Annotated in this window: 21 protein-coding genes; 18 read left to right on the forward strand and 3 right to left on the reverse strand. The window is 51.5% G+C overall.

Going from position 1 to position 23,962, the window contains the following annotated elements:
* Positions 1-73 precede the first annotated feature (73 nt).
* Together ACPV3A_RS04195 and ACPV3A_RS04200 are read right to left on the reverse strand one after the other, a co-directional pair.
* Positions 74-532, reverse strand: a complete 459-nt coding sequence (locus ACPV3A_RS04195) for an SAM-dependent methyltransferase (protein WP_426198273.1) — start codon at positions 530-532, stop codon at positions 74-76.
* Positions 533-550: 18 nt separating this feature from the next.
* Positions 551-1,357, reverse strand: a complete 807-nt coding sequence (locus ACPV3A_RS04200) for a helix-turn-helix domain-containing protein (RefSeq protein WP_339221311.1) — start codon at positions 1,355-1,357, stop codon at positions 551-553.
* A gap of 215 nt (positions 1,358-1,572) precedes the next feature.
* Between ACPV3A_RS04200 and ACPV3A_RS04205 the strand changes: the two genes are divergently transcribed.
* The 18 genes from ACPV3A_RS04205 (at position 1,573) to ACPV3A_RS04290 (ending at position 23,395) form a co-directional block, all read left to right on the forward strand.
* Positions 1,573-2,025: an SRPBCC family protein gene (locus ACPV3A_RS04205; RefSeq protein WP_216532760.1), complete on the forward strand. Its 453-nt coding sequence runs from the start codon at positions 1,573-1,575 to the stop codon at positions 2,023-2,025.
* A gap of 302 nt (positions 2,026-2,327) precedes the next feature.
* Positions 2,328-3,659: a hypothetical protein gene (locus ACPV3A_RS04210; RefSeq protein ID WP_426198274.1), complete on the forward strand. Its 1,332-nt coding sequence runs from the start codon at positions 2,328-2,330 to the stop codon at positions 3,657-3,659.
* A gap of 170 nt (positions 3,660-3,829) precedes the next feature.
* Positions 3,830-4,924 carry a DUF4349 domain-containing protein gene (locus tag ACPV3A_RS04215; RefSeq protein WP_426198275.1) on the forward strand — a complete coding sequence of 365 codons (1,095 nt, stop codon included), beginning with the start codon at positions 3,830-3,832 and terminating at the stop codon, positions 4,922-4,924.
* 131 nt (positions 4,925-5,055) lie between these two features.
* Positions 5,056-5,190, forward strand: a complete 135-nt coding sequence (locus tag ACPV3A_RS04220; RefSeq protein ID WP_256720511.1) for a hypothetical protein — start codon at positions 5,056-5,058, stop codon at positions 5,188-5,190.
* Positions 5,191-5,377: 187 nt separating this feature from the next.
* Positions 5,378-6,394: an NAD-dependent epimerase/dehydratase family protein gene (locus tag ACPV3A_RS04225; protein WP_426198276.1), complete on the forward strand. Its 1,017-nt coding sequence runs from the start codon at positions 5,378-5,380 to the stop codon at positions 6,392-6,394.
* Complete coding sequence (locus ACPV3A_RS04230; protein ID WP_426198277.1) at positions 6,394-7,476, forward strand: dihydrodipicolinate synthase family protein; 1,083 nt, start codon at positions 6,394-6,396, stop codon at positions 7,474-7,476. Before ACPV3A_RS04225 ends, ACPV3A_RS04230 begins: the two co-directional genes overlap by 1 nt.
* 39 nt (positions 7,477-7,515) lie before the next feature.
* Positions 7,516-8,199, forward strand: coding sequence for an L-serine ammonia-lyase, iron-sulfur-dependent subunit beta (gene sdaAB / locus ACPV3A_RS04235; protein ID WP_071222255.1), 684 nt, complete (start codon positions 7,516-7,518; stop codon positions 8,197-8,199).
* A complete protein-coding gene (sdaAA, locus tag ACPV3A_RS04240; RefSeq protein WP_426198278.1) occupies positions 8,196-9,128 on the forward strand; it encodes an L-serine ammonia-lyase, iron-sulfur-dependent, subunit alpha in 933 nt (310 codons plus the stop codon). Before sdaAB ends, sdaAA begins: the two co-directional genes overlap by 4 nt.
* A 510-nt stretch (positions 9,129-9,638) precedes the next feature.
* A complete protein-coding gene (locus tag ACPV3A_RS04245; RefSeq protein WP_426198279.1) occupies positions 9,639-11,246 on the forward strand; it encodes an extracellular solute-binding protein in 1,608 nt (535 codons plus the stop codon).
* Positions 11,247-11,325: 79 nt separating this feature from the next.
* Positions 11,326-12,291: an ABC transporter permease gene (locus ACPV3A_RS04250; protein WP_083397714.1), complete on the forward strand. Its 966-nt coding sequence runs from the start codon at positions 11,326-11,328 to the stop codon at positions 12,289-12,291.
* Positions 12,285-13,166, forward strand: coding sequence for a carbohydrate ABC transporter permease (locus ACPV3A_RS04255; protein ID WP_426198280.1), 882 nt, complete (start codon positions 12,285-12,287; stop codon positions 13,164-13,166). The genes ACPV3A_RS04250 and ACPV3A_RS04255 overlap by 7 nt, the downstream gene beginning before the upstream one ends.
* Positions 13,167-13,231: 65 nt before the next feature.
* On the forward strand, positions 13,232-15,472 hold the full coding sequence (locus ACPV3A_RS04260) for a helix-turn-helix domain-containing protein (RefSeq protein WP_426198281.1): 2,241 nt from the start codon (positions 13,232-13,234) through the stop codon (positions 15,470-15,472).
* Positions 15,473-15,495: 23 nt separating this feature from the next.
* The gene (locus ACPV3A_RS04265) at positions 15,496-16,503 is read left to right on the forward strand and encodes a zinc-dependent alcohol dehydrogenase (protein ID WP_426198282.1); all 1,008 of its coding nucleotides are present in this window, start codon (positions 15,496-15,498) and stop codon (positions 16,501-16,503) included.
* Positions 16,504-16,850: 347 nt separating this feature from the next.
* Complete coding sequence (locus tag ACPV3A_RS04270) at positions 16,851-18,074, forward strand: glycosyl hydrolase family 8 (RefSeq protein WP_339221346.1); 1,224 nt, start codon at positions 16,851-16,853, stop codon at positions 18,072-18,074.
* A 275-nt stretch (positions 18,075-18,349) separates the two neighbouring features.
* Positions 18,350-20,764 (forward strand): LamG-like jellyroll fold domain-containing protein, encoded by a 2,415-nt coding sequence (locus ACPV3A_RS04275; protein WP_426198283.1) that lies wholly within the window; start codon positions 18,350-18,352, stop codon positions 20,762-20,764.
* A gap of 295 nt (positions 20,765-21,059) precedes the next feature.
* Positions 21,060-21,464, forward strand: a complete 405-nt coding sequence (locus ACPV3A_RS04280; RefSeq protein ID WP_113059259.1) for a DoxX family protein — start codon at positions 21,060-21,062, stop codon at positions 21,462-21,464.
* A gap of 22 nt (positions 21,465-21,486) precedes the next feature.
* On the forward strand, positions 21,487-22,113 hold the full coding sequence (locus ACPV3A_RS04285) for a nitroreductase family protein (RefSeq protein WP_426198284.1): 627 nt from the start codon (positions 21,487-21,489) through the stop codon (positions 22,111-22,113).
* A 175-nt stretch (positions 22,114-22,288) separates the two neighbouring features.
* Positions 22,289-23,395: a hypothetical protein gene (locus ACPV3A_RS04290; protein WP_426198285.1), complete on the forward strand. Its 1,107-nt coding sequence runs from the start codon at positions 22,289-22,291 to the stop codon at positions 23,393-23,395.
* Between the two features lie 88 nt (positions 23,396-23,483).
* Here ACPV3A_RS04290 and ACPV3A_RS04295 read toward each other — a convergent pair whose 3' ends face one another.
* The gene (locus ACPV3A_RS04295) at positions 23,484-23,918 is read right to left on the reverse strand and encodes a DUF6376 family protein (RefSeq protein ID WP_220686738.1); all 435 of its coding nucleotides are present in this window, start codon (positions 23,916-23,918) and stop codon (positions 23,484-23,486) included.
* Positions 23,919-23,962: the final 44 nt, after the last annotated feature.

Genomic DNA, 23,962 nt, shown 5'->3' on the forward strand with positions numbered 1-23,962 from the left:
GGCCAAGCCAGTCCTTAGAACTCAAGGACAGGGCATGCCAGCGCTGTTTGTTATAGGATGAAGTACTTCATCCTTATTCCCAGTAACGGGACATAATGTCCGTAGCCCATTCGGGCTGCTTGGTCTGCGTCTTCGGCAAAAACTCCTCCATGACAGGTTTGATATCAACGACGGGAGTCCCGTCTATGGCATCCAGCCCTTTTACGAAAACGGACCTGCCCTCTCTGCTTACCAACTCCACCATGGTGGCTCCTAGTCTGTTGGGTCGGTTCTTGCCCCGCTGGGCGAAGATACCGACCTTGGGAAAGCTCGGATTATTTCGCGGATGTCTCGCCGCGTACTGGATGCTGTCGTCCTGGACGAGATGGAATACATAGATGATTTCGAGGTGGCTGAACGTTTCAATCCCATCCAGGGAGCTTTCATCCCACGCTTCGCCCAGCCTGATCTCCGAGATGACATCCCCCCAGTAATCATCCTGAATCGCCTTTCTTTCGTTATGGACCATTCCGATTGCCTGTATCGTATACATGCGTTAACCTCCTTCAGGTTATCGTTCCTTCATATAAACTTCCGGCGTTTTACCGATCACCGCTTTAAAATCCCGGATAAAATGCGACTGGTCGTAATAGCCCATGTCCATGGCCAATTGCAGTGCATCCTGTTGATCAAGGCCTTCAAGCATCTCGGCGGCATTTTGCAGCCGGTACAGGCGGATCACCCATTTAGGGCTTACCCCGACGTACTGCTTGAACAGGCGCTGAAGTGATCTCGGGCTCATCTGGAACCATTCGCTAACCTGCTCGACTCGGATGATGTCCCGGTTGTGATGAATGTGATCGATGATGGCATGAATCCGTTCGATCTGTTCGTCTTCTTCGGGGAGAACACGGCGGATAAGCTCCTCCATGTACCTGACTTTTTGCTCCGGTTCTTCTGCGGTCAATAGCTGCTGTTCCAGCGTATGGGAGTCGACTCGGAGAATCTCCATGGTCCCTATGGAGGAATCCGTCAGACGGTCCATGGACGTGTTCACGAACGGATAGAATCCGCCGGGTCTGAACTTGATTCCGAATACTTGGCCCCTCCCCTCCAGATGGTGGGAATGCCTGGTGCTGGATACGCCGTAAAAAGCGGTTCGATGAAGCTGGACGACCAAGTTTGCGCAAGGATTAGGAACAACATCCTGCAGATGAGGCTCCTGACCGGTTAAATCCCAATGAATGATCCAGTAATGCTTGATGAAATAGGAAAGGTCGCTGGATGGGGGAATTCGCAGGAGCTGGAACTTCTCTCCGGCTCTTTTCATGTTCAAAATGCCAAGGCTGGACTGATGAGGATGCTGAATCATGGACATAAACACCTCCAATTAATCCGTAGCAGGCCTGGATCAATAGACCATAGATCACTGGCCCCATACGGGACTTGTGCTTGTGATTTGAAGTGATTCCATAGGTTGCAGCCTGTCGCATTTTTACAATACTTGGATCGCAGCTGCTTGATAACATCATCATATCACAGGAGGACAAGTCGGTCTTCCTGCGCATTTTATAGAGGGTAGGAGGAAGCTGCATGGAGCCGTTGCAATATGAGTTCTATATCGGTGCTTCGCCGGAGAAGGTATGGGATGTCTTAATTTCGCCGGAGGGTACGCGGGCCACCTTTTTCGGGAGCGAACTGAGATCTTCATTTGAAGTCGGGGAGCCTTATGCTTATGTGGGTCCGGGGAATGACGGGGAGGAGACGGTTCATGTCTATGGGAAGGTTCTGGCTTATGAGCCGCAGAAGACACTGAGTCTGTCCGAGCATCCGGGGCCGTCGTATTATGCCAATCATGAGGAGCTGGAGTCTCGGATTACATTCACTCTCGAGCCGGTAGGGAACTGTACCAAGCTGACGCTCGTCAATGATCAATACACGCCAAATCACCCGTCCCGTGCCAAGGCAGCGGACGGCTGGTGGATGACCATGAGCATTCTGAAGACCTATGCGGAGACGGGGAAGACGCTGGATTTGGGCTGGTAGCCGCCACATTGTGAATAATCGGCATATGGCCGACAGCATCCAAGCATCCGGCTGGACTGTACCGTGCGCATGATGCATGGAATCGTTATATGCCCAGGAATGAAAGTCGATTAAAGAGCCGTAATGGCTCTTTTTTTGCGGGGGTTTATAGAGGCAGGCAGCAGGATTGGAGCCGAAAAGCAATGAATTTTGCTGGCCATTTTCACTTGCCAAATTTCCGATAGCGGGTATGATTTAGGTATCCATCCCGGCTTGCCGATAAGCGGCTTCCCGGCAATGGGAAAGATGGGAGTGAATGAAACATGACGGAGCGGAGGCAACTCACTGTCCAGCAAATTCGTATCGGTATTATCGGAACCCAGACGATCGTTGATAAAATTATGAAGGTCATTGAAACCTTTCCTTCCTTTGACCCCGTACCGCTTGTTTTTCAGGATGATGGCGAAGCGCCGGCACTGGCTGAGCGGATCGGAGGCGAGGTTGAGGTGTTGTTCCTCTCGGATCCGCTGACCCAGCGCAAGGTGAAGGAGCTCGGACAGGTCTCGATCCCTGTGCATTATGTCCCTGTCACGGACGCGGGTTTATATAAAGCGTTGTTCCATGCCGGGCAGCGGGGAAGACTGACTGGCGGCATATCGGTGGATACTTTAACCGAGACGATGGTGGTCCGGACGATAAGGGATCTGGGTATCCCGGCCGTACAGGCCGCCATTTACGATGGGCCGGCTTATGCCCCGAAGGAGAACCTGATTGCTTTTCACCGTCTACAATATGAATCCGGCGGGTGCTCCGTTGCGTTCACGGGCGTGGAAGCGGTGGCCCATGAGCTGACGAGGCTTGGGGTCCCTAATGAGTGGCTGCTGCCTTCCGATCAGGATATCGTGGTATCGCTGGAGCGGGCTTTGCTGTCTACGGCATCCCGCCGCAGCAGAGAAGGTCAGATCGTGGTCGGGATGATTAATATAGACGATTTTGGAACCCAGGCGTTAAGACGGAATAATGAGCATGAGGTGCAGAAGCTGAAGCTGGACATTCACCGGATGGTGCTCGATTATGTGGAATCACTGGACGGCTATCTGACCCATCTGGGCGGGGACGAGTATTTGTTCTTCACGACACGCGGCATCTTTGAACGGGAAACCGGCGGCTATAAAACGATCCCCTTGGCTAAAGATGTGAACAAAACCTATGGCATTTCGCTCAGCATCGGCATGGGTTTTGGCCAGTCGGCCAGCATGGCGGGAACCAATGCGCGAATCGCGATGAGGAAATCCAAGGAGGTGGGCGGCAACGCCTGCTTTATCGTGCGTGAGGATGGCACGCTGATCGGACCGCTGGAGATGTCCGACCCTGTGCAGGAGGTGCTGTCCTTTACGGATGCAGGGCTGATCAAGCGGGCAGAGGACGCAGGGATGACGAGCGCCTACTTGAGCAAGCTGCTGAACCAGCGTGCCCGTTCGGGTAAATATGAATACAAGGTCCATGAGCTCGCTCACCTGCTGGACATTACCGTCCGCAGTGCACATCGGCTGCTCCAACTGTGGACCGACAACGACTTGGTTGAGATAGCCGGAATCGAGAAGGTGCCGAGGGGAAGGCCAAGGCAGATATTCAGATTCACGTTTTTGGAGTAGCGTTGTGAAATAACTTTGGGAACACTGGCGCCTCTTCCGTTATGCGACGGAGGAGGCGCCTTTCCGGTATGGTCCCGCTTGGATAGATTTTTTAGCGCGCCTGCAACCTTCCAGATGATGGAACCGTTAGTAGATAAAACGGGAAATATTTATCTACAGGGGGCTGAAGTATGGGAAAGCGGGGTTCATGGATTGCTGCTTTGATGCTTATCGTATTGCTGGTCAGCGGCTGCTCTTCGGGTACTCAAGACAAGAGCGCCGGGGGTGCCGCGCCCGTTGAAAAGCAAGTAACATCGACGGATCAAGCCTCAAACAAAACAGATGGAGGTGCGGCGAAAGCCGAAAGCGAAACGGCGGATAAGAGCAAGAACAGCGCCGAGGAGCCGGCATCGGCGGATGCTGAGCTTCCGAATATGCCATCGTCTGCCCAGACTTCCGGCGCAGGGTTTAACTCGCAGGATTTGTCAAGCGGCCTCAACCAAAAGCTGATGTACAAAGCGAATATCGTGATGGAGATTCAGGACTATGGAAAAGCGCAGTCGGAAGTCCGGAACACAGTGACGCTTTCCGGCGGTTATATTGTTAATTTCAGCGAAACCCAGTCCAGCAGCGAAAAAGGCGGCACGCTTATTGTGAAAGTTCCTGCGAACGGTTTCTCCTCCTTTATAGACCGTTTGGAGAACATTGCGCATGAAAGCCTGCAGCGAAGCATCGAAGGGCAGGACGTGACCGAGGAATACATCGATTTGGAATCCAGGCTTAAGGCCAAGCAAATCATGGAGGAGCAGTACGTCGCCTTCATGAAAAAAGCAACAAAAACGACCGACCTTGTCGCTTTTGCCAACGAGCTGGAGCGCATTCAATCCGAAATCGAGCAGATGAAAGGCCGGATGCGTTACATTGACCAAAACGTGTCTTACTCCACGGTAGAAATCAGGCTTTACGAGTCGCCCGAAAAAAAGGATGATCCCAAAACGTCCGCCATTCAAGCGCCGCTCGGACAGCGGGTTTCCCAAGCTTTTCAGGGCAGCATCGATGTGATCACCATCATCATCCAATGGATTATCGTCATCCTTTCCGGCTCACTTCCCTTATTGGTCATCGCGGCCTTCGTTCTGCTCATCCTATGGCTGGCACGAAGATCGGGGCAGCGGAAACGGGAAGAGGCAGCCCGAATACGAAAGCTGCTCAATAACGGCGCGACATCGGAGCAAGGGCATCCGGAAGGCCACAAGGACGAGGAAAAACGATTGAAAGACGAATAACGGCAGGAGCAGACCTAAATACATCAAAAAACAATCATAAAATCCAGAGGAAGGCCAAGGCAAATCTTCAGATTCACCATTCTGGAATAGGATATCAGATATGTATTATAATGGAGGACGAGGTGATCGTGATGAATAAAACGAAGGTCAAATTTACTCGCGTTGAGAAAATCGTCATCTTCACGATGCTGGGGCTGGCAGCCTCCTTTATCATTGCCTTCCTCGTGCTTCGACACATCGTGCTGAACGTTTCGTTTGCTCCCTGAGACCAGGGAGCTTTTTTTAAGAGATAAGAAAATATAAACATGCGAGGCTTAGCATCTTTATCTCGCAAGAAAAACTTCCTCTAAACACGATCTGTCTATCTATTTAAAGACGATTTAAAGATTTGTCTTTATATCAATTGGGGCCGTATGATGAAGAAGAATCATCAATCGGAGGAGGAGATTGTTCATGTTAACCGTTGCAGAATTAGAAGCGAAGCTGGCGGAGCCTTCAGCACAGCTTGTTGCCGATCTGGCATCTTTGGAGGGGGATATTCTTGTGCTGGGCGTCGGCGGGAAAATGGGTCCCAGCCTTGCAAGGCTGGCGGCCAACGCCGTTCGGGAAGGCGGTGGAGGCAAACGGATCATCGGCGTATCGCGGTTCTCGAACCAGGAGGCTAGACGTGAGCTGGAGGAGGCGGGCGTTCAGACGATTTCGTGCGACCTGCTGAACGATGGGGAATTGCAGAAGCTGCCCGAGGCTCCGAACGTGATCTACATGGCGGGCAATAAATTCGGCACGACCGGCCGTGAATATTTTACTTGGGCGATGAACTCGTACTTGCCGGGCCGGGTGGCCGAGAAATTCAAGCAATCCAGAATGGTCGTATTTTCATCAGGAAATGTGTACCCGTTCTCACCGGTGGGCAGCGGTGGAGTCAACGAATCCGTAGCGCCGGAGCCGGTTGGAGAGTATGCGCAGTCTTGTCTCGGCAGAGAGCGCGTCTTTGAATATTTCTCCCACCAGAATGGTACGCCGATGGCGATTTACCGCCTGAATTATGCCATCGACATGCGGTACGGCGTTCTGCATGAGCTGGCCAGATCGATTCACGAGGACCGGCCGATTCACCTGGCGATGGGGCATGCGAATATCATATGGCAAGGAGATGCCAATGAGATGGCACTCCGTTCGCTCCTGCGCTGCAGCTCTCCTCCGGAAATTATCAACATTACCGGACCGGAGACGATGTCGATCCGCTGGGCGGCACAGGAATTGGCGGCACGGATGGGCAAGGAAGTGACCTTTACGGGTACGGAATCCGAGACCGCACTCCTGAACAATGCTGCGAAATCCCACCAGCTGTTCGGTTATCCGAAGGTGTCTCTGCTGCAGATGCTGGACTGGACCGCAGCATGGGTGCAATCGGGCGGCGAGAGCTGGAATAAGCCGACTCACTTCCAAGAGAGAAAGGGGAAATTCTAATGAGCGGACAGGTTCCTGCAACTCAACGTTTAGCCCCCGAGAAGCTTAAAGCTCTGCATGATGGGCTTGTTATACCGGCTCACCCGCTTGCTTTGGATGAGAACCGGAAGCTGGACGAACGACGCCAGCGGGCATTAACGCGCTATTATGCGGCATCCGGTGCGGGCGGTGTTGCTGTCGGCGTTCATTCGACCCAATTCGAGATCCGTGACAAGGGAATCGACTTGTATGAACCCGTGCTGCGACTTGCGGCAGAAGAGGTTCGCAAGGCGAAGCTCGATCGGCCGTTCATTATGGTGGCCGGTGTCTGCGGCCCCACGGAGCAGGCTGTAGAGGAAACGGAGATCGCCCGAAAACTCGGCTATGACGCCGTCCTCCTCAGCATGGGCGGTTTAAGCGGCTGGAGTGAAGAAGACATTCTAAGGCGCACGGAGAAGATTGCGCAGAGGATGCCGGTGATCGGGTTCTACCTTCAGCCGTCGGTTGGGGGCAACATCTTCTCCTTCGACTTTTGGCGCGCCTTCGCCGAAATTCCGAATATCGTGGCAATCAAGATGGCTCCCTTCAACCGCTATCAGACGATTGACGTCGTTCGTGCCGTCTGTTATTCGAGCCGCAGAGATGACATTGCGCTCTATACGGGGAATGATGATAACATCGTCAACGATTTGCTGACGACGTATCAATTCCATGTGGACGGGACGCTGGTTACCAAGCCTATCGTCGGCGGTCTGCTCGGTCATTGGGCTGTCTGGACCAAGAAAGCGGTAGAGCTGCTGGAAGAAATCAAGGAGGCACGCACACAGGTGCAATTCGCGAAGGAGTGGCTCACACGCAATGTGGAGATTACCGACTCCAATGCAGCCTTTTTTGATCCCGCACATCAGTTTGCAGGCTGTATTCCGGGCATCCATGAGGTGCTCCGCAGGCAGGGGCTGCTGCAAGGCACATGGTGCCTGAATCCGCATGAAACGCTGTCTCCCGGACAATCCGAAGAGATTGACAGAGTCTACCGGGATTATCCGCATTTGAACGATGACGATTTTATACAAGAGCACTTGGAAAGTTGGCTGGCGGACTGATACAATGAGGGCAGAATAGTTGAAAGTGGGGAATCGCGCATGCGGTTTAAAGATGTGTTTTCTATTATTGGGCCCAGTATGGTGGGGCCATCGAGCTCTCATACCGCTGGGGCCGTGCGGATCGGAAGGGCTGCGCGGCGCATATTTGGAGCATTCCCCGATCAAGCGGAAATTGTGTTCTACGGTTCTTTTGCTGAAACTTACCGCGGCCACGGCACCGATCTGGCTGTCGTGGGCGGATTGCTCGATTTTGCCACGGATGATATGCGTATCCGGAATTCGATCGAGCTTGCGGAGGCGGCAGGCATTGAACTTAATTTCAAAACGGCACAGAATGTGGCCTTTCACCCGAATACCGTGGAGCTGAGGCTGACGGACGGCGATCATACCGACGTCATTGCAGGCGCTTCCATTGGCGGAGGCAGTGTAGAAATGCTGCGCGTGAACGGTTTCGACGTTAAGTTTACGATGAATTATCCGGTGCTGCTGGTCTTTCATGATGATACGCCGGGCATGGTCGCGCATATCACCCGGCTCCTGGAGGCAGGCGGCGTCAACATTGCCTATATGGACGTGGACCGCAAGGGAAGAGGCGGCGATGCCATGACGGTGGTGGAGTCGGATGAAGCGGTCCCGGCCGAGTTGATGAAGCATATCGAAGGGCTGCCGAGCGTGCACCGCGTCGTCGTTGCGGATTTGACAGTAGAGGAGGCGCAGTCATGAAGTTTTCTACGCTGGAGCAAATCATCGTATGCTGCCGGGAGGACCAGGTTACGATCGGCCAGCTGATGCTGAATGAGCAGATCAAGGAAACCGGCAAGAGTAAGGAAGAGACGTTTAAACAAATGGCCGATTATTACGGCATCATGAAGGAAGCGGTGCACCGGGGGATCCATGAACCTGTTCCTTCCAAAAGCGGACTGACCGGCGGGGATGCCGTTCGCGTCCATCAATATATGAGCACCGGGGTGCCTGCGCTCGGTACCGACGCTTGCACGGCACTGGCCTACGCGCTGTCCGTGTCCGAAGTCAATGCCTCCATGGGGCGCATCGTGGCTACGCCGACAGCAGGCTCCTGCGGCATTATCCCCGGCGTATTCGTCAGCACGCAGGAGCGCTTCGGCTGGGAAGACGAGCATCTGGTGATGGGGCTGTTTAGCGCAGGCGCGATCGGCTACGTGATCGCCAACAATTCGTTTATTTCCGGTGCGGAGGGCGGCTGTCAAGCCGAAGTGGGCTCAGCCATCGGCATGGCGGCAGGCGCTCTGACAGAGCTGAGGGGCGGCACGCCGGAGCAAGCGGTTCATGCCGTTGGACTTGCACTGAAAAATTCCTTAGGGCTCATCTGCGACCCGGTTGGCGGACTGGTCGAGATTCCTTGCATCGTGCGCAACGGCTTCGGCGCGGTTACGGCGCTGGCGGCGTCGGATATGGCGCTGGCCGGCGTTCGAAGCGTCATCCCGTCGGATGAAGTGATCGATGTCATGCTGGAGGTTGGCACGGCTATGCCGGCCAAGCACCGGGAGACCGCGAAAGGCGGGCTTGCACAGACGCCGACCGGTAAGAAAATCTTGAAGGATTTGTACGGCAAGGAAGGCAAGAAATTACGGGAAAAGGCTGCCAAAGCCAAAAAAGACGAAACGGGTGAATGAATTCACACCTATTTTGATGGATCGCCTAAGGCGTTCTGGTCCTCGAATATACGATGAGTTAGAGAAGAAATTTAACATGCTCCGTGAGGGATTTCGTGATGAAATCCCTCTATTTTTTCATCTATTTCTACCGCTTTAGCATTTTCCACCTGCCTGAAAAGCCTGATATTATGCGGGTTTTCGGCTTTTTATCCGCCTGATCGAGAAAAAACACCATCTCGCAGAAATACGCTTCTTTACGAATCGTGGAAGCGTTTTTATGATGTGGATGGGTAGAAAAATCCGTACCGAGGATCGGCATCGGCTGCCCGAATGATTTTAGAATATTCCCTGCGCTCAGCTGGGGATTATCGCCAACAAGGAGGAATGATAGAAAGCGACTTGCATCAGCAGCGCAGACCGGATGAGTAAGCAAACATACACAGATGAGAGGAAATGACGGGGGTAGAGTAGCGATCGCACAGATTCAGACAGCCGCATTCAAATGATGGATTAAGAGGAGGAACGAACATGACAAAAAAGTGGTTTCGCATGGCACTCGTATTTACATTAATCATTTCGATCCTGGCCGCATGCAGCGGAGGAGATAAAGAGGCAGCTCCCGAAACGGACGGAGACACAGCACCTCCAACGGCACCGGCAGATCCCGATCAATATGGAGATACAGGAGGCCTCGCGCTTCCATTGGTCGATAAACCGACAACGATCAATTGGATGGTCGTCAGCGAGAAAACCAACCTGAATGATTCCTTGCTTGCCAAGGAAATCGAGAAGCGAACCGGAATCAAAGTGAATTTCCAAGCTTATTCCTCGGCTACGTTTCAAGACAAACTGAAAGTAACAGTTGCATCCGGCAAGCTCCCGGACATTATCCACGGGCTGACGCCTCCGGAGCTGAAGAAGATCGGCAAACAGAAAGCGGTCGTTGCCATTAACGAATATCTAGACATGCTGCCGAACTTCAAAAAAATGTATGTGGACGAGAACCCGTGGGTCATTCCGTCCTTCGGAGACGAATCCGGCAACATCTATACCTGGCCGGTTGCGAACATTAACCGTGACGTCAACCACGGCTTCCTGTACCGCAAAGATATTTTCGATGAGCTGGGCATCAAGGAATGGACGAATACCGATGAGTTTTACCAGGCTCTGAAGAAATTGAAGGAAGCCTATCCGGACTCCTATCCTTACGCCTCCAAGACGAAGGAGCACATTTTCCGCGACTGGGCCTTCGGCTGGGGAATCGGCGGAGCCAACTATCCGACGTATTACGACGAGACGGCCAAGGTGTGGAAATACGCTACGATACAGCCAGAGCACAAAGAAATGCTCGATTTCATGAAGAAGCTGTACACCGAGGGACTCCTGGATCCGGAATTCATGACGGACACCGACGATTCCTGGACGGCGAAAATGACGTCAGGCAATAAATCTTTTGTGACCTATGACTGGATCGGACGTTTGGACCTGTTCTACAACCAGGTTAAGGATCAAAACCCGAATTATGATCTCAGATACGGAAATCCGGTTGGACCGACCGGCAACGGCAAGACGATCGAGAGCATCACGAACGGCTTCAGCATCGCGGTAGCAAACAACGACAACAAGGAAGCTGCCCTGAAGCTGCTCGACTACCTGACGAGCCCGTCCGGCGCAACCCTGGTAACGATGGGCGTGGAAGGTGAGACGTTCAAGATGGAAGGCGATAAAGCCGTCTATCCGGAGCTGACCGACGTGCCGCTGGTGGATATCAGCGTGCTGGAGGACCGTTATGGTCTGTGGCTGCAAGGTCTGTATGTCAATTCCGATAAGCGCAGCGTGTACTTCAACTACACGGAGAAGGAGCAGGAGGCTCAGGATAAGCTGCTGAACGGCAATAAATTCGAGCCGCTGGATCCGGTTGTGAACTTTACGGATGACGAAACCGCAACGATTGCGGAAATCCAAACCTCGCTGAAGAAATTGGCGGATGAATTTAACGCAAAATACATTCTGAACAAAAACTACGGCGATGCCGAGTGGCAGCAATGGCAGGTCCAGGCTGAGAAGCAGGGAGCCAAGCAGCTCGTCGATATTTTCAACGCAGCCCAGAAGAGATTGGATGAAGCCACGAATTAATCTGCAGAAGAAATAGGAGTGATGACGGCATCCGGGTACCACGCTCGGGTGCTGCTCATCATCTTAAGGAGGGAACACCATGTCAAGTGCAGGGACAGAGACAAATCTCGCCAATCCCCGCGGCGGGCTTGGAAGAAGAATGGTTTCGGCCTTTCAGCATATGAAGCGGGACAGACAGCTGTTGATTTTGTTTATCCCGTGCCTGTTGTTTTATATTATTTTCCGATACGGGCCCCTGTACGGCTTAATCATTGCCTTCAAGGACTACAGCGTATTCACCGGCATCCTGGAGAGCGACTGGGTGGGGCTCAAGCATTTCGAGAAATTTTTCAACAGTCCGGATTTCTGGCTGTTGTTCAAGAATACGCTGCTTCTCGGCGTATATAATCTCATTTTCGGTTTTCCTTTTCCCATCATTCTGGCGATTCTCTTAAACGAGGTCAGAGTGAAATGGTTCAAAAAGTCGGTTCAAACACTCAGCTATCTGCCTTCGTTCCTGTCGGTCGTCATTATCAGCAGCATGATCATCGACTTCCTGTCGCCCAATCAGGGGATCATTAACCAGCTTATCGCTGCCCTAGGCTTTGAGAAGACGTACTTTCTCATAGAACCGAGCTGGTTTAGAACCATCTATGTCTCATCGGATATCTGGGCAACCGTCGGTTATGAGGCCATTATCTATATGGCTGCAATCGCAGGGATCAGCCCGTCGCTCTACGAAGCGGCCAAGGTGGATGGTGCCAAAAGACGCCACATGATCTTCAGAATTACGATTCCCGCCATTCTTCCAACGATTATTATCATGTTTGTCTTGAAGACGGGATCGATGCTCCGGATCGGATACGAGAAGGTACTGCTGCTTTATAATCCGATGACCTACGAGGTAGCGGACGTATTCTCGACTTATGTCTACCGGAAAGGGCTCCTGGAGAGCAACTATAGCTATGGCGCAGCCGTGGGCTTGTTCGAAGCCGTTGTTGCCATGATATTGCTGCTGTCCTCTAACTACTTCAGCAAGCGGCTGGGAGGTAGCGGATTATGGTAAACAACAAACGCTTCAGCCTTCGGAATATCTCGTTGTTTGGCATCATCAATACGCTGATTCTGACGTGCCTTGCCATTATTACCGTGTACCCTGTCGTGTATATCACCGCCGTTTCCCTCAGTGCGACTTCCGAAGTGGTGCAAGGGAATATCACCTTGTTTCCCAAGGGATTTAATCTGGACGCCTATGCCCAGGTGCTGAATGATGACCGGGTGCCTCGCGCCTACCTGAACACGATTTTTTATACCGCGCTCGGTACGGTGATTAACCTGCTGCTTACGGCCGTAGCGGCTTATCCGCTCGCACGCAAAAACTTTTTCGGGCGCAAGTTCTTTCTGCTGGCAATCATCATGACCATGTTCCTGAATCCGGGGATCATTCCGAACTACCTGATCGTATCGGAGCTTGGCCTGCTGGACAGCGTTTGGGCGCTCGTGCTTCCAAATGCGATTTGGACCTTTGAACTGTTAATCCTCAAAAGCTTCTACGAGAACATGTCGGAATCTCTGCGTGAGGCAGCTGTTGTTGACGGCGCTTCCGAGTACCGTATTCTGTTCCAGATCGTGCTTCCGCTGTCCAAACCGGCGCTGGCCTCAATCGGATTGTTTTACTTCATGGGCCACTGGAACAGCTTCTTTATTCCATTGATTTATCTGAACGATACGAATATGTATCCGCTCCAGGTCGTGCTTAGGGATATGCTGATTTTCAGCGAGAACGGCAGCAACCCGAGTCTGGTGGATGCGTCGGCGCTTGCTCCGCAAGCCATGAAGAATGCAACCATCGTGCTGTCGATGATTCCGGTGCTGCTGATCTATCCGTTTGCCCAGAAGTATTTTGCCAAAGGGGTCATGCTTGGTTCCGAGAAGGGATAACGGGGAGGTGACGAGGGCTTTCATGTTGAATATGAAGGGATGACATCCAAGAGAGGTGAATCCGTATGAATCGATTGATCGCCAACAGAGGTTTGCTCCAGATTTTCTTCGCTCTGCAACTGGTCGTCGGCATCATGTTCATATTCAATTACATTGTGTACAAGAATTCCATTACCGGAATTTACGACAAGGTGAGCGAGAACAACCGGATGGTGATCAGAAATATCATTCAGTCGTTTGATACCAGTTTCTCCTCCGTAAACAACCTGATTTTTAATATCCATGCGCTTCCTTCAGATCGGATGCTGATGGAGAACGGCATGCTGGACATGGAGAAAGTCATTTCCTTGCAGGACAGCGTCTCCAGCATTGTGTCCAACGTGGACATCGTGGAGGATGTGGTCATCTCGTTCGACAATCATGATTTGGCCATTACGACGCGCGGAACCAGCAATCTCGACGCCTTGTTTGACAGGCGGTACAAGTCCCAGAAGTTCAACTCGATGTTCTGGAAGACGTTTACCCGATCGGAGCACGAGCTTACCATCTTTCCGGCAGAGGTTTATGCGGATCAGAGCAGCGGATATGGCCGTAATTTGATGATAGCCGTGGACGGCAACAAGGTCAGGATGTCGAACAAAAACCTCATGGTCCTGATCAACGTGAACCGGCTGCTGAAAGGGATCGATTTGAACTCGATGATTCCCGGCGCCTCGCTCATCGTGCTGGATGCGAACCGGAACGTCATCTTGAGCACCGAGAAGGATCTGGATTTGGTAGGCATTCTGAACGACGTATACTTTAACCCGTCGCAGGAAGCTTCCCTCACACACGACGATTTTGAGTACAATTTCTACAAATCGGACTATAACGGTTTTATATATATCAATAAATTGCCGTATAAGTTTCAAAATATCGATTCCGTCACGAATGCCAATACGTGGATTATGTATGGCGCGATTGCGTTAAACATCATCTTGTCGGTGCTGCTCAGCATTTATCTGTACCGGCCGGTGAAGAACATTGTGCAGCTGCTCGGAGGCAGTTCTCTGAAAGGGAATGATTTTGTAAAAATCCAGAGCGGCATCATCAAGGTCCAGCGGGAGAATGAATCCCTGAAGAAGCAGATGGACCTGGTGGATGAGGATATTCGCCGCGGCGTGTTTCTGCAAACGCTGGATGGCCATCACCATTCGCGCGAGCAGGAAATGCAGATGCAGAAGCATTACACGCATTTTTTCCAATGCCGGCATTTCATGATGGCGGCCGTGTATTTGCAGCCTGCCGGCAAGGGAGCGGCCCAGACGGACTTTGTCCTGGAGGAGTTGACGGCCCAGATCCGAAGCAGCCTGCAGGAACGCTATGAACATGTGGTGGTTTATCATGTGGAAGAGCTGAGATTCCTCGCGCTTATCGGTTTGGATCAGCCGTCGGACCGCAAGCAGCTGGTACGGAAATTCGAAGACTATATCCGTCTGTGCAACCAGGAGTATACGGATATGTTCACGGTGTGGGGCTGCGTTAGCCGGACATATGAGTCCAAGATCAGCAACTGCTGCGAGGCATACCGGAACATTAAGGATGGCCGATTATACCGGAATGTGAATGCCGACACCGATATGGTCGACACGGAGCAAATTCGCTACGTCCCGGATATTTATTATCCTCTTCAGAAGATTGAGAAGCTGAGCAACTGCATGCTGAGCGGCAAGGTGGACGAAGGACTCCAGATCGTGAGTGACATTGTTCAGCAGAACGCGGACCTTCACATCCATCATCATCAGCTGGTGCACATTGCGAAGAGTATGTTCTTTCTCGTCATGAAGCAGGCGGACTCGCCGTCCGTTGATCGCAATGAGTTGTTTCAGCTGGAGAGTGATTTCATCCGCAAGGTCGATCAAGCCTACACCTATGAAGAGATTCAGAAGGCGCTAATGGAAGTGATGCGCGTGGTGGCCAATACGCGGAACCATGATCCGCGGAGCAAGCTGAATCCCGCCTTCATCTCCCAATATATCGAACTTCATTATATGGAGAATCTGTATTTGGACCATATGGCTGAAGTGCTGGATACCAGCTCGAAATATTTCTCGAATTATTTCAAGAAGACATTCGGCGTCAATTATGTGGAGTATTTGAACAAGGTCCGACTATCGCACGCACGTGAATATCTCCGGAACACGGATCTCAGCATTGCCGAAATCGGAGAGAAAACGGGGTATTCGAACTCTTCCACATTTACGACAACGTTTAAGAAGTATAGCGGCGTATCGCCCAGCGAATATCGGAAAGCATCAGGAAAATAAGAGGTGGAGCAGGAGGGTTCATATTGAAGGCAGTTGCCACGATTCATGGAAAAGTGATCGTTGATCAAATCGAGAAGCCGGCTGAATTGCCGGCAGGCCATGTGCGGATTCGTACCGAATACTCGGCGGTCAGCCCGGGCACGGAGATGATTTTTATACGAAGAGCATCGGATCAGAAGGTCATTATGGGTTACAGCGCTGTTGGAATTGTCGAAGACATGGGGGAAGGCGTGCAGGGGCTAACCGTTGGTCAACGGGTGGCCTGTTATGGGGCTCCTTACGTGCGCCATGCCCAGTGGCTTAAAGTGCCTTCCAACCTAACAGCGATGGTTCCGGATGGCGTGGATCCGCAGGAAGCGGCTTTTGCGGGACTGGGAGCGATTGCGATCCATGCCCTGCGGGTGGCAGATCTGCGCTTTGGCGAATCGGTCGTGGTGGTCGGACTTGGCATCCTGGGGCAGATCATTGCCCAGATCGCGCACGCGGCGGCTTGCCCGGTTGCCGGATTTGACCTGAACCCGGAGCGGGTGCAGGGGATGAAGCGGCATATTCCTTATGCCTATGATAACCGGGAGCAGCTTGAGGAGCAGATTCAGGTTATGACGGGCGGATATGGAGCCGACAGCGTTATTCTGTGCGCAAGCGGTCCTGGGGAGGAACTCATCAACTCTTCGATGTCATGGATTCGGGATAAGGGAAAAATCGTCATTGTCGGCGATTTGTCCATGACTTACGCCCGGGACCGGATGTTTGGCAAGGAGGCGCAGGTGCTCATATCGCGAGCAGGCGGTCCGGGCCGTTACGACGCAAGCTATGAACTCAACAATACGGATTACCCGATCGGCTTTGTGCGCTGGACGGAAGGCCGCAACATCGCCGAGTATATTCGTCTGTTGGCGGAAGGGAGAATATCGGTTAAACCGCTGATCTCGCATGTGGTCCCCGTGGATGAAGCGGACAAGGCTTATGAGCGGTATGGCCCTGGATCAACGACGCTGGGGACGATATTTAACTACGCGGACAACGCTTGAGTTCCGGGAATGGGATTCCGGCACAGGAATGGAAGAGGAAACATGATAGCTGTCTTTCCGAGCAGTGATGGCGCTGCAGAAAGGCGGCTTTTTGCTTGCGTCGGAATCAATTCCGTCAAACTATTAATTTACAATAATATACAATTCTATTATACTAGTAGTAGATATGAATAATATCTTTTGTTATATGGAGGCAGTTACATATCTAATTTTCTTGATATTAATACATATAAGCAGCGTTCCTCGTTTCCATCGATTATTGGAAGGGTGGTGGTTGATTCGAAACCGGTTTACCAGGCTGTAGTGGTAATGGCTTTCCAATTCGAAAAACAAAGGAGCGAAGCGTGATGAAAGTATTCCGAAATTCGATCATCCGTAAGTCTGCTGTGTTGTTCTGCGCTGTTCTACTGATCTTGCCAGCCGGATTGTCTCTGGCGGCCAACAAGCCGTTTCCCCAGCATACGTCGTATACAAGCGGTTCGATTAAACCGAACAATGTGACGCAGTCAGCGATGGACAATGCGGTCAAGAGCAAATGGAACAGCTGGAAAGGGTCTTTCCTGAAGCCTGCAGCGACAGGGCAATATTACGTAAAATACAATTCGGCGGGCGAGACGGTGTCCGAGGCTCATGGCTACGGGATGCTCTTCACCGTTCTGATGGCGGGATACGATAGTAATGCCCAGTCGTATTTCGACGGACTTTATCGCTATTATAAAGCGCATCCGAGTAATAACAATCCGTATCTGATGGCTTGGAAGCAGAACAGCAGCTTTCAGAATATAGGGGGAGCCAATTCGGCAACGGACGGCGATATGGACATTGCCTACGCACTCCTGCTTGCGGACAAGCAGTGGGGAAGCAGCGGGGCGATCAATTACCTGCAGGCAGCAAAGGATATGATCAATGCCATCATGAGCAATGACGTTAATCAGTCGCAGTGGACGCTGCGCTTAGGCGATTGGGCAACAAGCGGCATCTTCGACACCGCTACGCGGCCATCGGATTTCATGCTGAACCATATGAAGGCATTCCGTGCGGCTACCGGCGATGCCCGCTGGGATAACGTCATTAATAAAACCTATACCATCATCAACTCCATCTATAACGGCTACAGCTCCAATACCGGCTTGCTTCCGGATTTCGTAGTCATGTCGGGCAGCAATTATCAGCCTGCAGAAGCGGGATTCCTGGAGGGGGCAAATGACGGGAAGTATTATTATAATTCGTCCCGGACCCCTTGGCGGATTACGACCGACTATCTGATGACCGGCGATACGCGCGCGCTGAATCAATTGAACAAGATGAACACGTTCATTAAATCAGCCACAAGCAGCAGTCCTGCCAACATCAAGGCAGGGTATAACCTGAACGGCAGTGCACTGGTGACTTATAATAGTGGGGCGTTCTATGCTCCTTTTGGCGTAAGTGCGATGACTTCGTCCAGCCACCAGAGCTGGCTGAATTCGGTATGGAGTTACACGGCGAATGCATCCGCCGAGGGATATTATGAGGAAAGCATCAAGCTGTTCTCGATGATCGTCATGTCGGGTAACTGGTGGACATATTAACGCATAACGCCCTTTAATTTTATATAAACATAAAACAAAACCCTGATCCGCATTGGATCAGGGTTTTGTTAGGTCTTTCCTACCAATAATTGATTTGTAGCCATAAATAATAAGAATTTGCATTGATATTTCATGCCGAGCAGTGTTAATATCTTATCAAATATAAAACATTTTATATTAATCTAAATTAAACAGCGACGAATTTACGAAACTAAACATCTTGGTTTTTCATTTATGTAAGGGTTTACAAAAAACGGGGACGAAGGGAGAATCATATGCACAAGAGCATGCTGAGTAAGACGGCTGCGGCAGGGATAGCCGCAGTTTTAATGGTGGGAGGTTTAGGCGCTTCAGGCCAAGGACCTGCAGCGAGCGGTCCTGAGGTATACGCGCAGGAGGCGCAGGAGACGCAGGTGAAGAAGGGAGAGAAAGCGCCTATATTCCGAGAGGCATCCGTCCATGATCCGTCCGTCATCAAGACAGGGGATATATACTATGTGTTCGGTTCTCATCTGGCCGCCGCAAAATCGAAGGATTTGATGAGCTGGAACATGGTGGCGTCGGGGGTCTCGAATGGCAACCCGCTGATTCCGAACGTGACGGAGGAATTGAAAGAAACGCTGGAATGGGCACAGAGCGATACCTTGTGGGCAGCGGATGTGATTCAGCTTGCCGACGGCAAATTCTATATGTACTACAATGCTTGCAAAGGGGATTCCCCCCGCTCGGCTATGGGCATCGCTGTAGCCGATCAGATCGAAGGCCCGTATAAGGACACCGGCATTATTCTGAAATCCGGCATGTGGGACGAGATCAGTGAGGATGGAACCGTCTATGATGCAACGAAGCACCCGAATGTGGTGGATCCGGATGTGTTCTTTGATAAGAACGGCAAGCTGTGGATGGTATACGGCTCCTATTCCGGCGGGATTTTTATAATGGAGCTGGATCCTAAGACCGGAAAACCGCTGCCTGGACAGGGATACGGCAAGAAGCTGCTCGGCGGCAACCACAGCCGGATTGAAGGGCCGTACATGCTCTACAACCCGACCACGGACTATTACTACCTGTATTTGTCCTACGGGGGATTGGATGCGGTTGGCGGCTACAATATGCGGGTCGTCCGCTCCAAAAATCCGGATGGTCCTTTTTACGATGCGGAGGGCAACGATATGAGAGAGGTGAAGGCCGATCCTTCCCTTCCGATTTTTGATGACCGATCGATTGAGCCGTATGGCGTGAAACTGATGGGCAACTACTTGTTCAAGCGCTTGATCGGCGATCCGGGAACGGGGATCGGCACCGGGGCTGTATCGCCGGGCCATAACTCCGTCTATTATGATGAACAGAGCGGAAGAACATTCCTAATCTTTCACAGCCGCTTTCCGCAGCGGGGAGAAGAGCATGAAATCCGGGTGCATGAATTGTATATGAACCAGGACGGCTGGCCGGTAGCGGCTCCATACCGCTATGCGGGTGAGGAAGCCAAAGAAGCCAAGAAAATTACGCCGAATGATGCAGCCGGAGACTATAAGCTGATTCAACACGGGAAAGATATTTCGTCCGTGATAAAAGAATCGATGCCGATTGAGCTTCATAAGAACGGTAAAGTGACGGGCGGAGCATCCGGGACATGGAAGATCAGCGGCAAGCGGGATGTGCTGCTTACTCTGGATGGAAAGAGTTATAAAGGCGTACTGACTCTGCAGTGGGACCCGGAAGGGAAGCGGCATGCGATGACCTTTACGGCTCTCTCGGCCGATGGCACCGCTGTGTGGGGCGAACGTCAGCTTGATCGAAGCGACAAGAAACTTGTGGATGCCGTGCAGAAGGACCTGTCTCTCGGGGATGTGAGCGGGGTTTTCTACGATCTTGATCTGCCGTCAGAGGGTTCCGGCGGTGCGGTTATTCGCTGGAGTTCCTCTCATTCCCAGGTCGTATCAGCGGAAGGGAAGGTCCATCGTCCTGCTGCCGGGGCCGGGGACGCGAAGGTTACGCTGACCGCTCAGATTACGAAAGGCAAAGCGAAGACTTCCAAGACCTTTGACGTGACCGTGTTGCAGCAGTCAGCAGGGCCGCTGCTGCTGAATTACCCATTCAGTGAGAATGAGGGCGGCTCGGTATTAGACAACTCGGATAATGGATTTCATGGCAAGGTCCTTGGAGGAGTCCAGTGGAATGAGAAGAGCCGGCAGGGAGGCGGAATGGACTTTGACGGCTCGGACGGCTATATTGAACTGCCGAACCGGGTTGCGGATACAGAGGACTTTACCTTTGCTGCTTGGGTATATTGGAAGGGTGGAGCACCGTGGCAGAGAGTGCTGGACGTAGGGAACGGACTTGCCAGGCATATGTTTCTGACACCATCCCAGCATTCGGGCGTTCTTCAATTCACGCTTCATGGCAGCATGGGAGATCAGAGCGTCCTGTCAAAGGCACCACTGCCGAGCAATGAATGGACGCACGTTGCGGTCACGCTGCAAGGGGATGCCGGTAAGCTGTACGTGAACGGTCAAGTCGTAGCATCCGGTGATCATATGAAGCTGAATCCGAATGAACTGCTGGCAACCGAAGCTTATTTAGGTAAAAGCCGTTTTGCGGCCGACCCTTATTTTAACGGGAGCTTGGATGAGGTGCGGATTTACAAAGTGGCGCTAACCGACAGCGAAATCAAGAAGCTTGCGGAATGACTTTACACGATGAATCATGAGTTATGCGTGCAGACTACCGTCTGCACGCTCTTTGTATTGGCGTTTAAATAAACGGTTGACAGGAGGATGTATTTCATATATCTTAATATTAAGTTAAGCGACTATATAAAAGTTAGTTGATTGAAAGGGGTAAGTTTAAAGTGTTTAAACGTTAGCGAAGATGAAGCTGGTTAATCATTCTATATGTATATATCTTTAAATCAAGATATCGGTGAACGGTGTCGATGGATTTCTATAAATTATGAAAATGAAAAATAAAATGGAGGCGAATAAAATGGCTATAGATATTGGATTGTTGTTACTTCGTTTGGTGGTTGGTTTGTCGTTCATGGCGCACGGCGCGCAGAAGCTGTTTGGATGGTTTGGCGGTTACGGCCCCAAAGGGACCGGCGGCTGGATGGAATCGGTTGGCATTAAGCCTGGTGTCACAATTGCGGTGTTGTCAGGACTGATGGAGCTGGTTGGCGGGCTGTTGTTCGCGGCTGGATTTCTCACGGTGCTCGGTGCAGCGCTGATCACGCTGACGATGCTGGGCGCAATCGTGAAGGTGCATGGCCGAAACGGGTATTGGTCTACAGCGAATGGGTACGAGTATAATCTGCTGTTGATCGCAGTCGCAGTTGCACTTGTATTCACGGGTGCAGGTGCATATTCACTGGATGCGGTAATCTTTAACTAATCGATGATGGAGGCGTGCGGATATGAGTGATCTGACAACATTAATTAAGAGCCGGAGATCGGCCAATCGGTTTATGGAAGGGATCGAAATTCCGGATCAGGATTTGAATGATATATTTAATGAAGTTAAATATGCGCCTTCGGCTTTTAATTTGCAGCATACACACTATGTTGTAGTTAAGGATCCCGATGTCAAGCACAAGGTTTACGAAGCCGCCCACAAGCAGCATAAGATACTCACCGCGTCGGCCGTCATCGTTGTGCTGGGAAATCAGCAGGCCTACCGGGAGATCGGGAGAATGAATGAGGGTTTTCTGAATTTGGGCGTGATCGACAAGCTCGAATATGACATGACGGTTGAATCCGTCACGAACTTTTATGAAGCGGGCGGAGAATCCTTCATGAGGGATGAAGCCATCCGCAATGCCAGCCTATCCGCGATGTTAATGATGATGGTGGCCAAGGACAAGGGGTGGGATACCTGCCCGATGATCGGTTTTGATCCCGAGATTCTGCAGAAGGAACTGAACATTCCGGATTCTTATGTGCCTGCCATGCTGATCGCGATTGGCAAGGAGGATGCAAGAAAGCCACGTCCCCGGGGCTATCGCAAGCCGGTATTGGAATTTGTAAGCTATAATCAATTTTAAATGATGCATAATATGAAAAGGAGCTCCCACTGCAGGTCTTTAGATCTGGCTGGAGCTTTTTTTTCATCTACAATGATAAACATTCCCCACTGTTATGACGATGATGAATATAAAGAGATCGGTGCAGCGCCAATCCTAAATACGATTGTATTCGTTATATATGGAGGTGAACGAAGTGAAGACGAGGAAGAGGCCGTATCTGCGATCCGGACAGATCCTGATTATGGCTGTCATGACGATTATGTTAATGGTGGCATGCACGAAGGAGGTACCGGGATCCGTATCCGTACAGCAAACCGCCGCCACGCCGAGCGAAGGAGAAGCCGGGAATGCATCGGAATTGCAGCCGCCAGCTAGGGAGAGTTTGCGTACGGCATTCCATTCGGAAGAGCAAAGCCATCACCAGGTTAAGCAAGAAGTAGAGCCGCCAGCGGGGGAGTCCAACCATGATCCGATTCAAGCGGTTCTCAACATGTATGAGGCTCTTCAGGCTAACGATTCTGCATCGTATTTCCGTCATGCTGACATTGCGAGCGTCCGTATGTCCCCCGCCATGCTGAAGGTGCTGTTCGAAGAGGCCGGCAAACGTGAGGTGAGACCGGAACGATTCAAGCTTTTTGATAAGGAGGGGCTGGATCGGGAAAGTCGCCAGCTGCTATCACTTACGTACGGCAGCCAGGCCGAGGTCGTGCTGGAGGAGCTTAGTCAGGGCGATCATAACTTGTGGTTTGTGACGGCGTTCCCGGATGGGCTTAAAGTGGTGGAGCAATCCACGATCTACCCCGGGGCCTATGAGCTTGGAAGAGAGGCGACCATGGAAGAGCTTATCGCTATAGAGATCCAGCACACGGCGGAAGACAGGACATTTCTCGCAGCAAAAGCGAAGCAGCCTGTATGGAATCCGGTGCAGACCGTTTCCTTGCTGTATCAGGCAGCACAGGCGGAGGATGCGGAAACCTTTTATGTGATGTCGGGCGGAGACGAGGGATACTTTTCGGGTCAGTACGCCCGGGACATGGTGGAATTTACGGAATGGATGAGAGCTTTTGAAAGCGTGCAGCATATTTCAATCGAATCGGTTCCGCAGGAGAATTTGGCTGGGAGTTATAGAGAAGAATATAATAAAAGCTTTGGCGACGCATGGCAATTCATTGTGGCTTGGGACCCGAAGGATGAAGCAGGATACCAAGGGACATACTGGATTATGGCGCCTGGCGAAGACGGAATTCGATATGTGGTAAAGCAGACGCTTACTGCCAATCTGGAATCCTTTTTTAGATGAGGAATGAATACATACATAAACCTTAGTAAACATAGAAGCCCCGCTCATCAGAGCAGGGCTTCTATGTTATCGTCATGACCTTGGCAGATTACGGCTGAAGATTTTGGAGCATATCCATCGTTTCGTTAATTTTAGTGATGGTTTGAACGATATTGGAATTCTGGAAGTCGGTCACTCCGTTCTGGATTTGATCCATGTAGCCGTTGATGTCGGTCAGCAGCGTGTCGTTTAAACCGACCAGTTGTTCATGGATGGACTGCGCAAAGGCAGGGGCATCAATGCCATTAAACTCCGAAATCCGGGTTTTCATCGCCTCGAGCTCTTGGGTCAGCGTTTCCTTGGCATCTGTATTCGTGGCGGCTTGCTGGGCAAGCTCCGGAATGGATTCGGCAAATTGGGTTGTTTCATTTATAAAAGTGGTGGCTTCCTTCGTATAATCCAAGGAATTGTTCACGCTGTCCACCAAGGAACAGCCGGAGAGAACTCCCAGAACAAGTGAAATTAACAATAATCTTTTGATCATTTCTCATCCTCCTGTCGTTTAAACGCAGTTCTTATACGTTGTAT

Origin of the sequence: Paenibacillus sp. Dod16 (genome assembly GCF_049893405.1) — a bacterium.
GTDB lineage: Bacteria > Bacillota > Bacilli > Paenibacillales > Paenibacillaceae > Paenibacillus_AQ.

What these genes read in the sequence shown, in the direction of transcription:
- ACPV3A_RS04295 (WP_220686738.1), bottom strand. Translation starts at nt 23,918, where the DNA reads ATGATCAAAAGATTATTGTTAATTTCACTTGTTCTGGGAGTTCTCTCC.
- ACPV3A_RS04285 (WP_426198284.1), top strand. Translation starts at nt 21,487, where the DNA reads ATGAGTGATCTGACAACATTAATTAAGAGCCGGAGATCGGCCAATCGG.
- ACPV3A_RS04275 (WP_426198283.1), top strand. Translation starts at nt 18,350, where the DNA reads ATGCACAAGAGCATGCTGAGTAAGACGGCTGCGGCAGGGATAGCCGCA.
- ACPV3A_RS04200 (WP_339221311.1), bottom strand. Translation starts at nt 1,357, where the DNA reads ATGTCCATGATTCAGCATCCTCATCAGTCCAGCCTTGGCATTTTGAAC.
- ACPV3A_RS04225 (WP_426198276.1), top strand. Translation starts at nt 5,378, where the DNA reads ATGTTAACCGTTGCAGAATTAGAAGCGAAGCTGGCGGAGCCTTCAGCA.
- ACPV3A_RS04215 (WP_426198275.1), top strand. Translation starts at nt 3,830, where the DNA reads ATGGGAAAGCGGGGTTCATGGATTGCTGCTTTGATGCTTATCGTATTG.
- ACPV3A_RS04210 (WP_426198274.1), top strand. Translation starts at nt 2,328, where the DNA reads ATGACGGAGCGGAGGCAACTCACTGTCCAGCAAATTCGTATCGGTATT.
- ACPV3A_RS04270 (WP_339221346.1), top strand. Translation starts at nt 16,851, where the DNA reads ATGAAAGTATTCCGAAATTCGATCATCCGTAAGTCTGCTGTGTTGTTC.
- ACPV3A_RS04260 (WP_426198281.1), top strand. Translation starts at nt 13,232, where the DNA reads ATGAATCGATTGATCGCCAACAGAGGTTTGCTCCAGATTTTCTTCGCT.
- ACPV3A_RS04205 (WP_216532760.1), top strand. Translation starts at nt 1,573, where the DNA reads ATGGAGCCGTTGCAATATGAGTTCTATATCGGTGCTTCGCCGGAGAAG.
- sdaAB (WP_071222255.1), top strand. Translation starts at nt 7,516, where the DNA reads ATGCGGTTTAAAGATGTGTTTTCTATTATTGGGCCCAGTATGGTGGGG.
- ACPV3A_RS04255 (WP_426198280.1), top strand. Translation starts at nt 12,285, where the DNA reads ATGGTAAACAACAAACGCTTCAGCCTTCGGAATATCTCGTTGTTTGGC.
- ACPV3A_RS04230 (WP_426198277.1), top strand. Translation starts at nt 6,394, where the DNA reads ATGAGCGGACAGGTTCCTGCAACTCAACGTTTAGCCCCCGAGAAGCTT.
- ACPV3A_RS04220 (WP_256720511.1), top strand. Translation starts at nt 5,056, where the DNA reads ATGAATAAAACGAAGGTCAAATTTACTCGCGTTGAGAAAATCGTCATC.
- ACPV3A_RS04245 (WP_426198279.1), top strand. Translation starts at nt 9,639, where the DNA reads ATGACAAAAAAGTGGTTTCGCATGGCACTCGTATTTACATTAATCATT.
- ACPV3A_RS04195 (WP_426198273.1), bottom strand. Translation starts at nt 532, where the DNA reads ATGTATACGATACAGGCAATCGGAATGGTCCATAACGAAAGAAAGGCG.
- ACPV3A_RS04280 (WP_113059259.1), top strand. Translation starts at nt 21,060, where the DNA reads ATGGCTATAGATATTGGATTGTTGTTACTTCGTTTGGTGGTTGGTTTG.
- sdaAA (WP_426198278.1), top strand. Translation starts at nt 8,196, where the DNA reads ATGAAGTTTTCTACGCTGGAGCAAATCATCGTATGCTGCCGGGAGGAC.
- ACPV3A_RS04250 (WP_083397714.1), top strand. Translation starts at nt 11,326, where the DNA reads ATGTCAAGTGCAGGGACAGAGACAAATCTCGCCAATCCCCGCGGCGGG.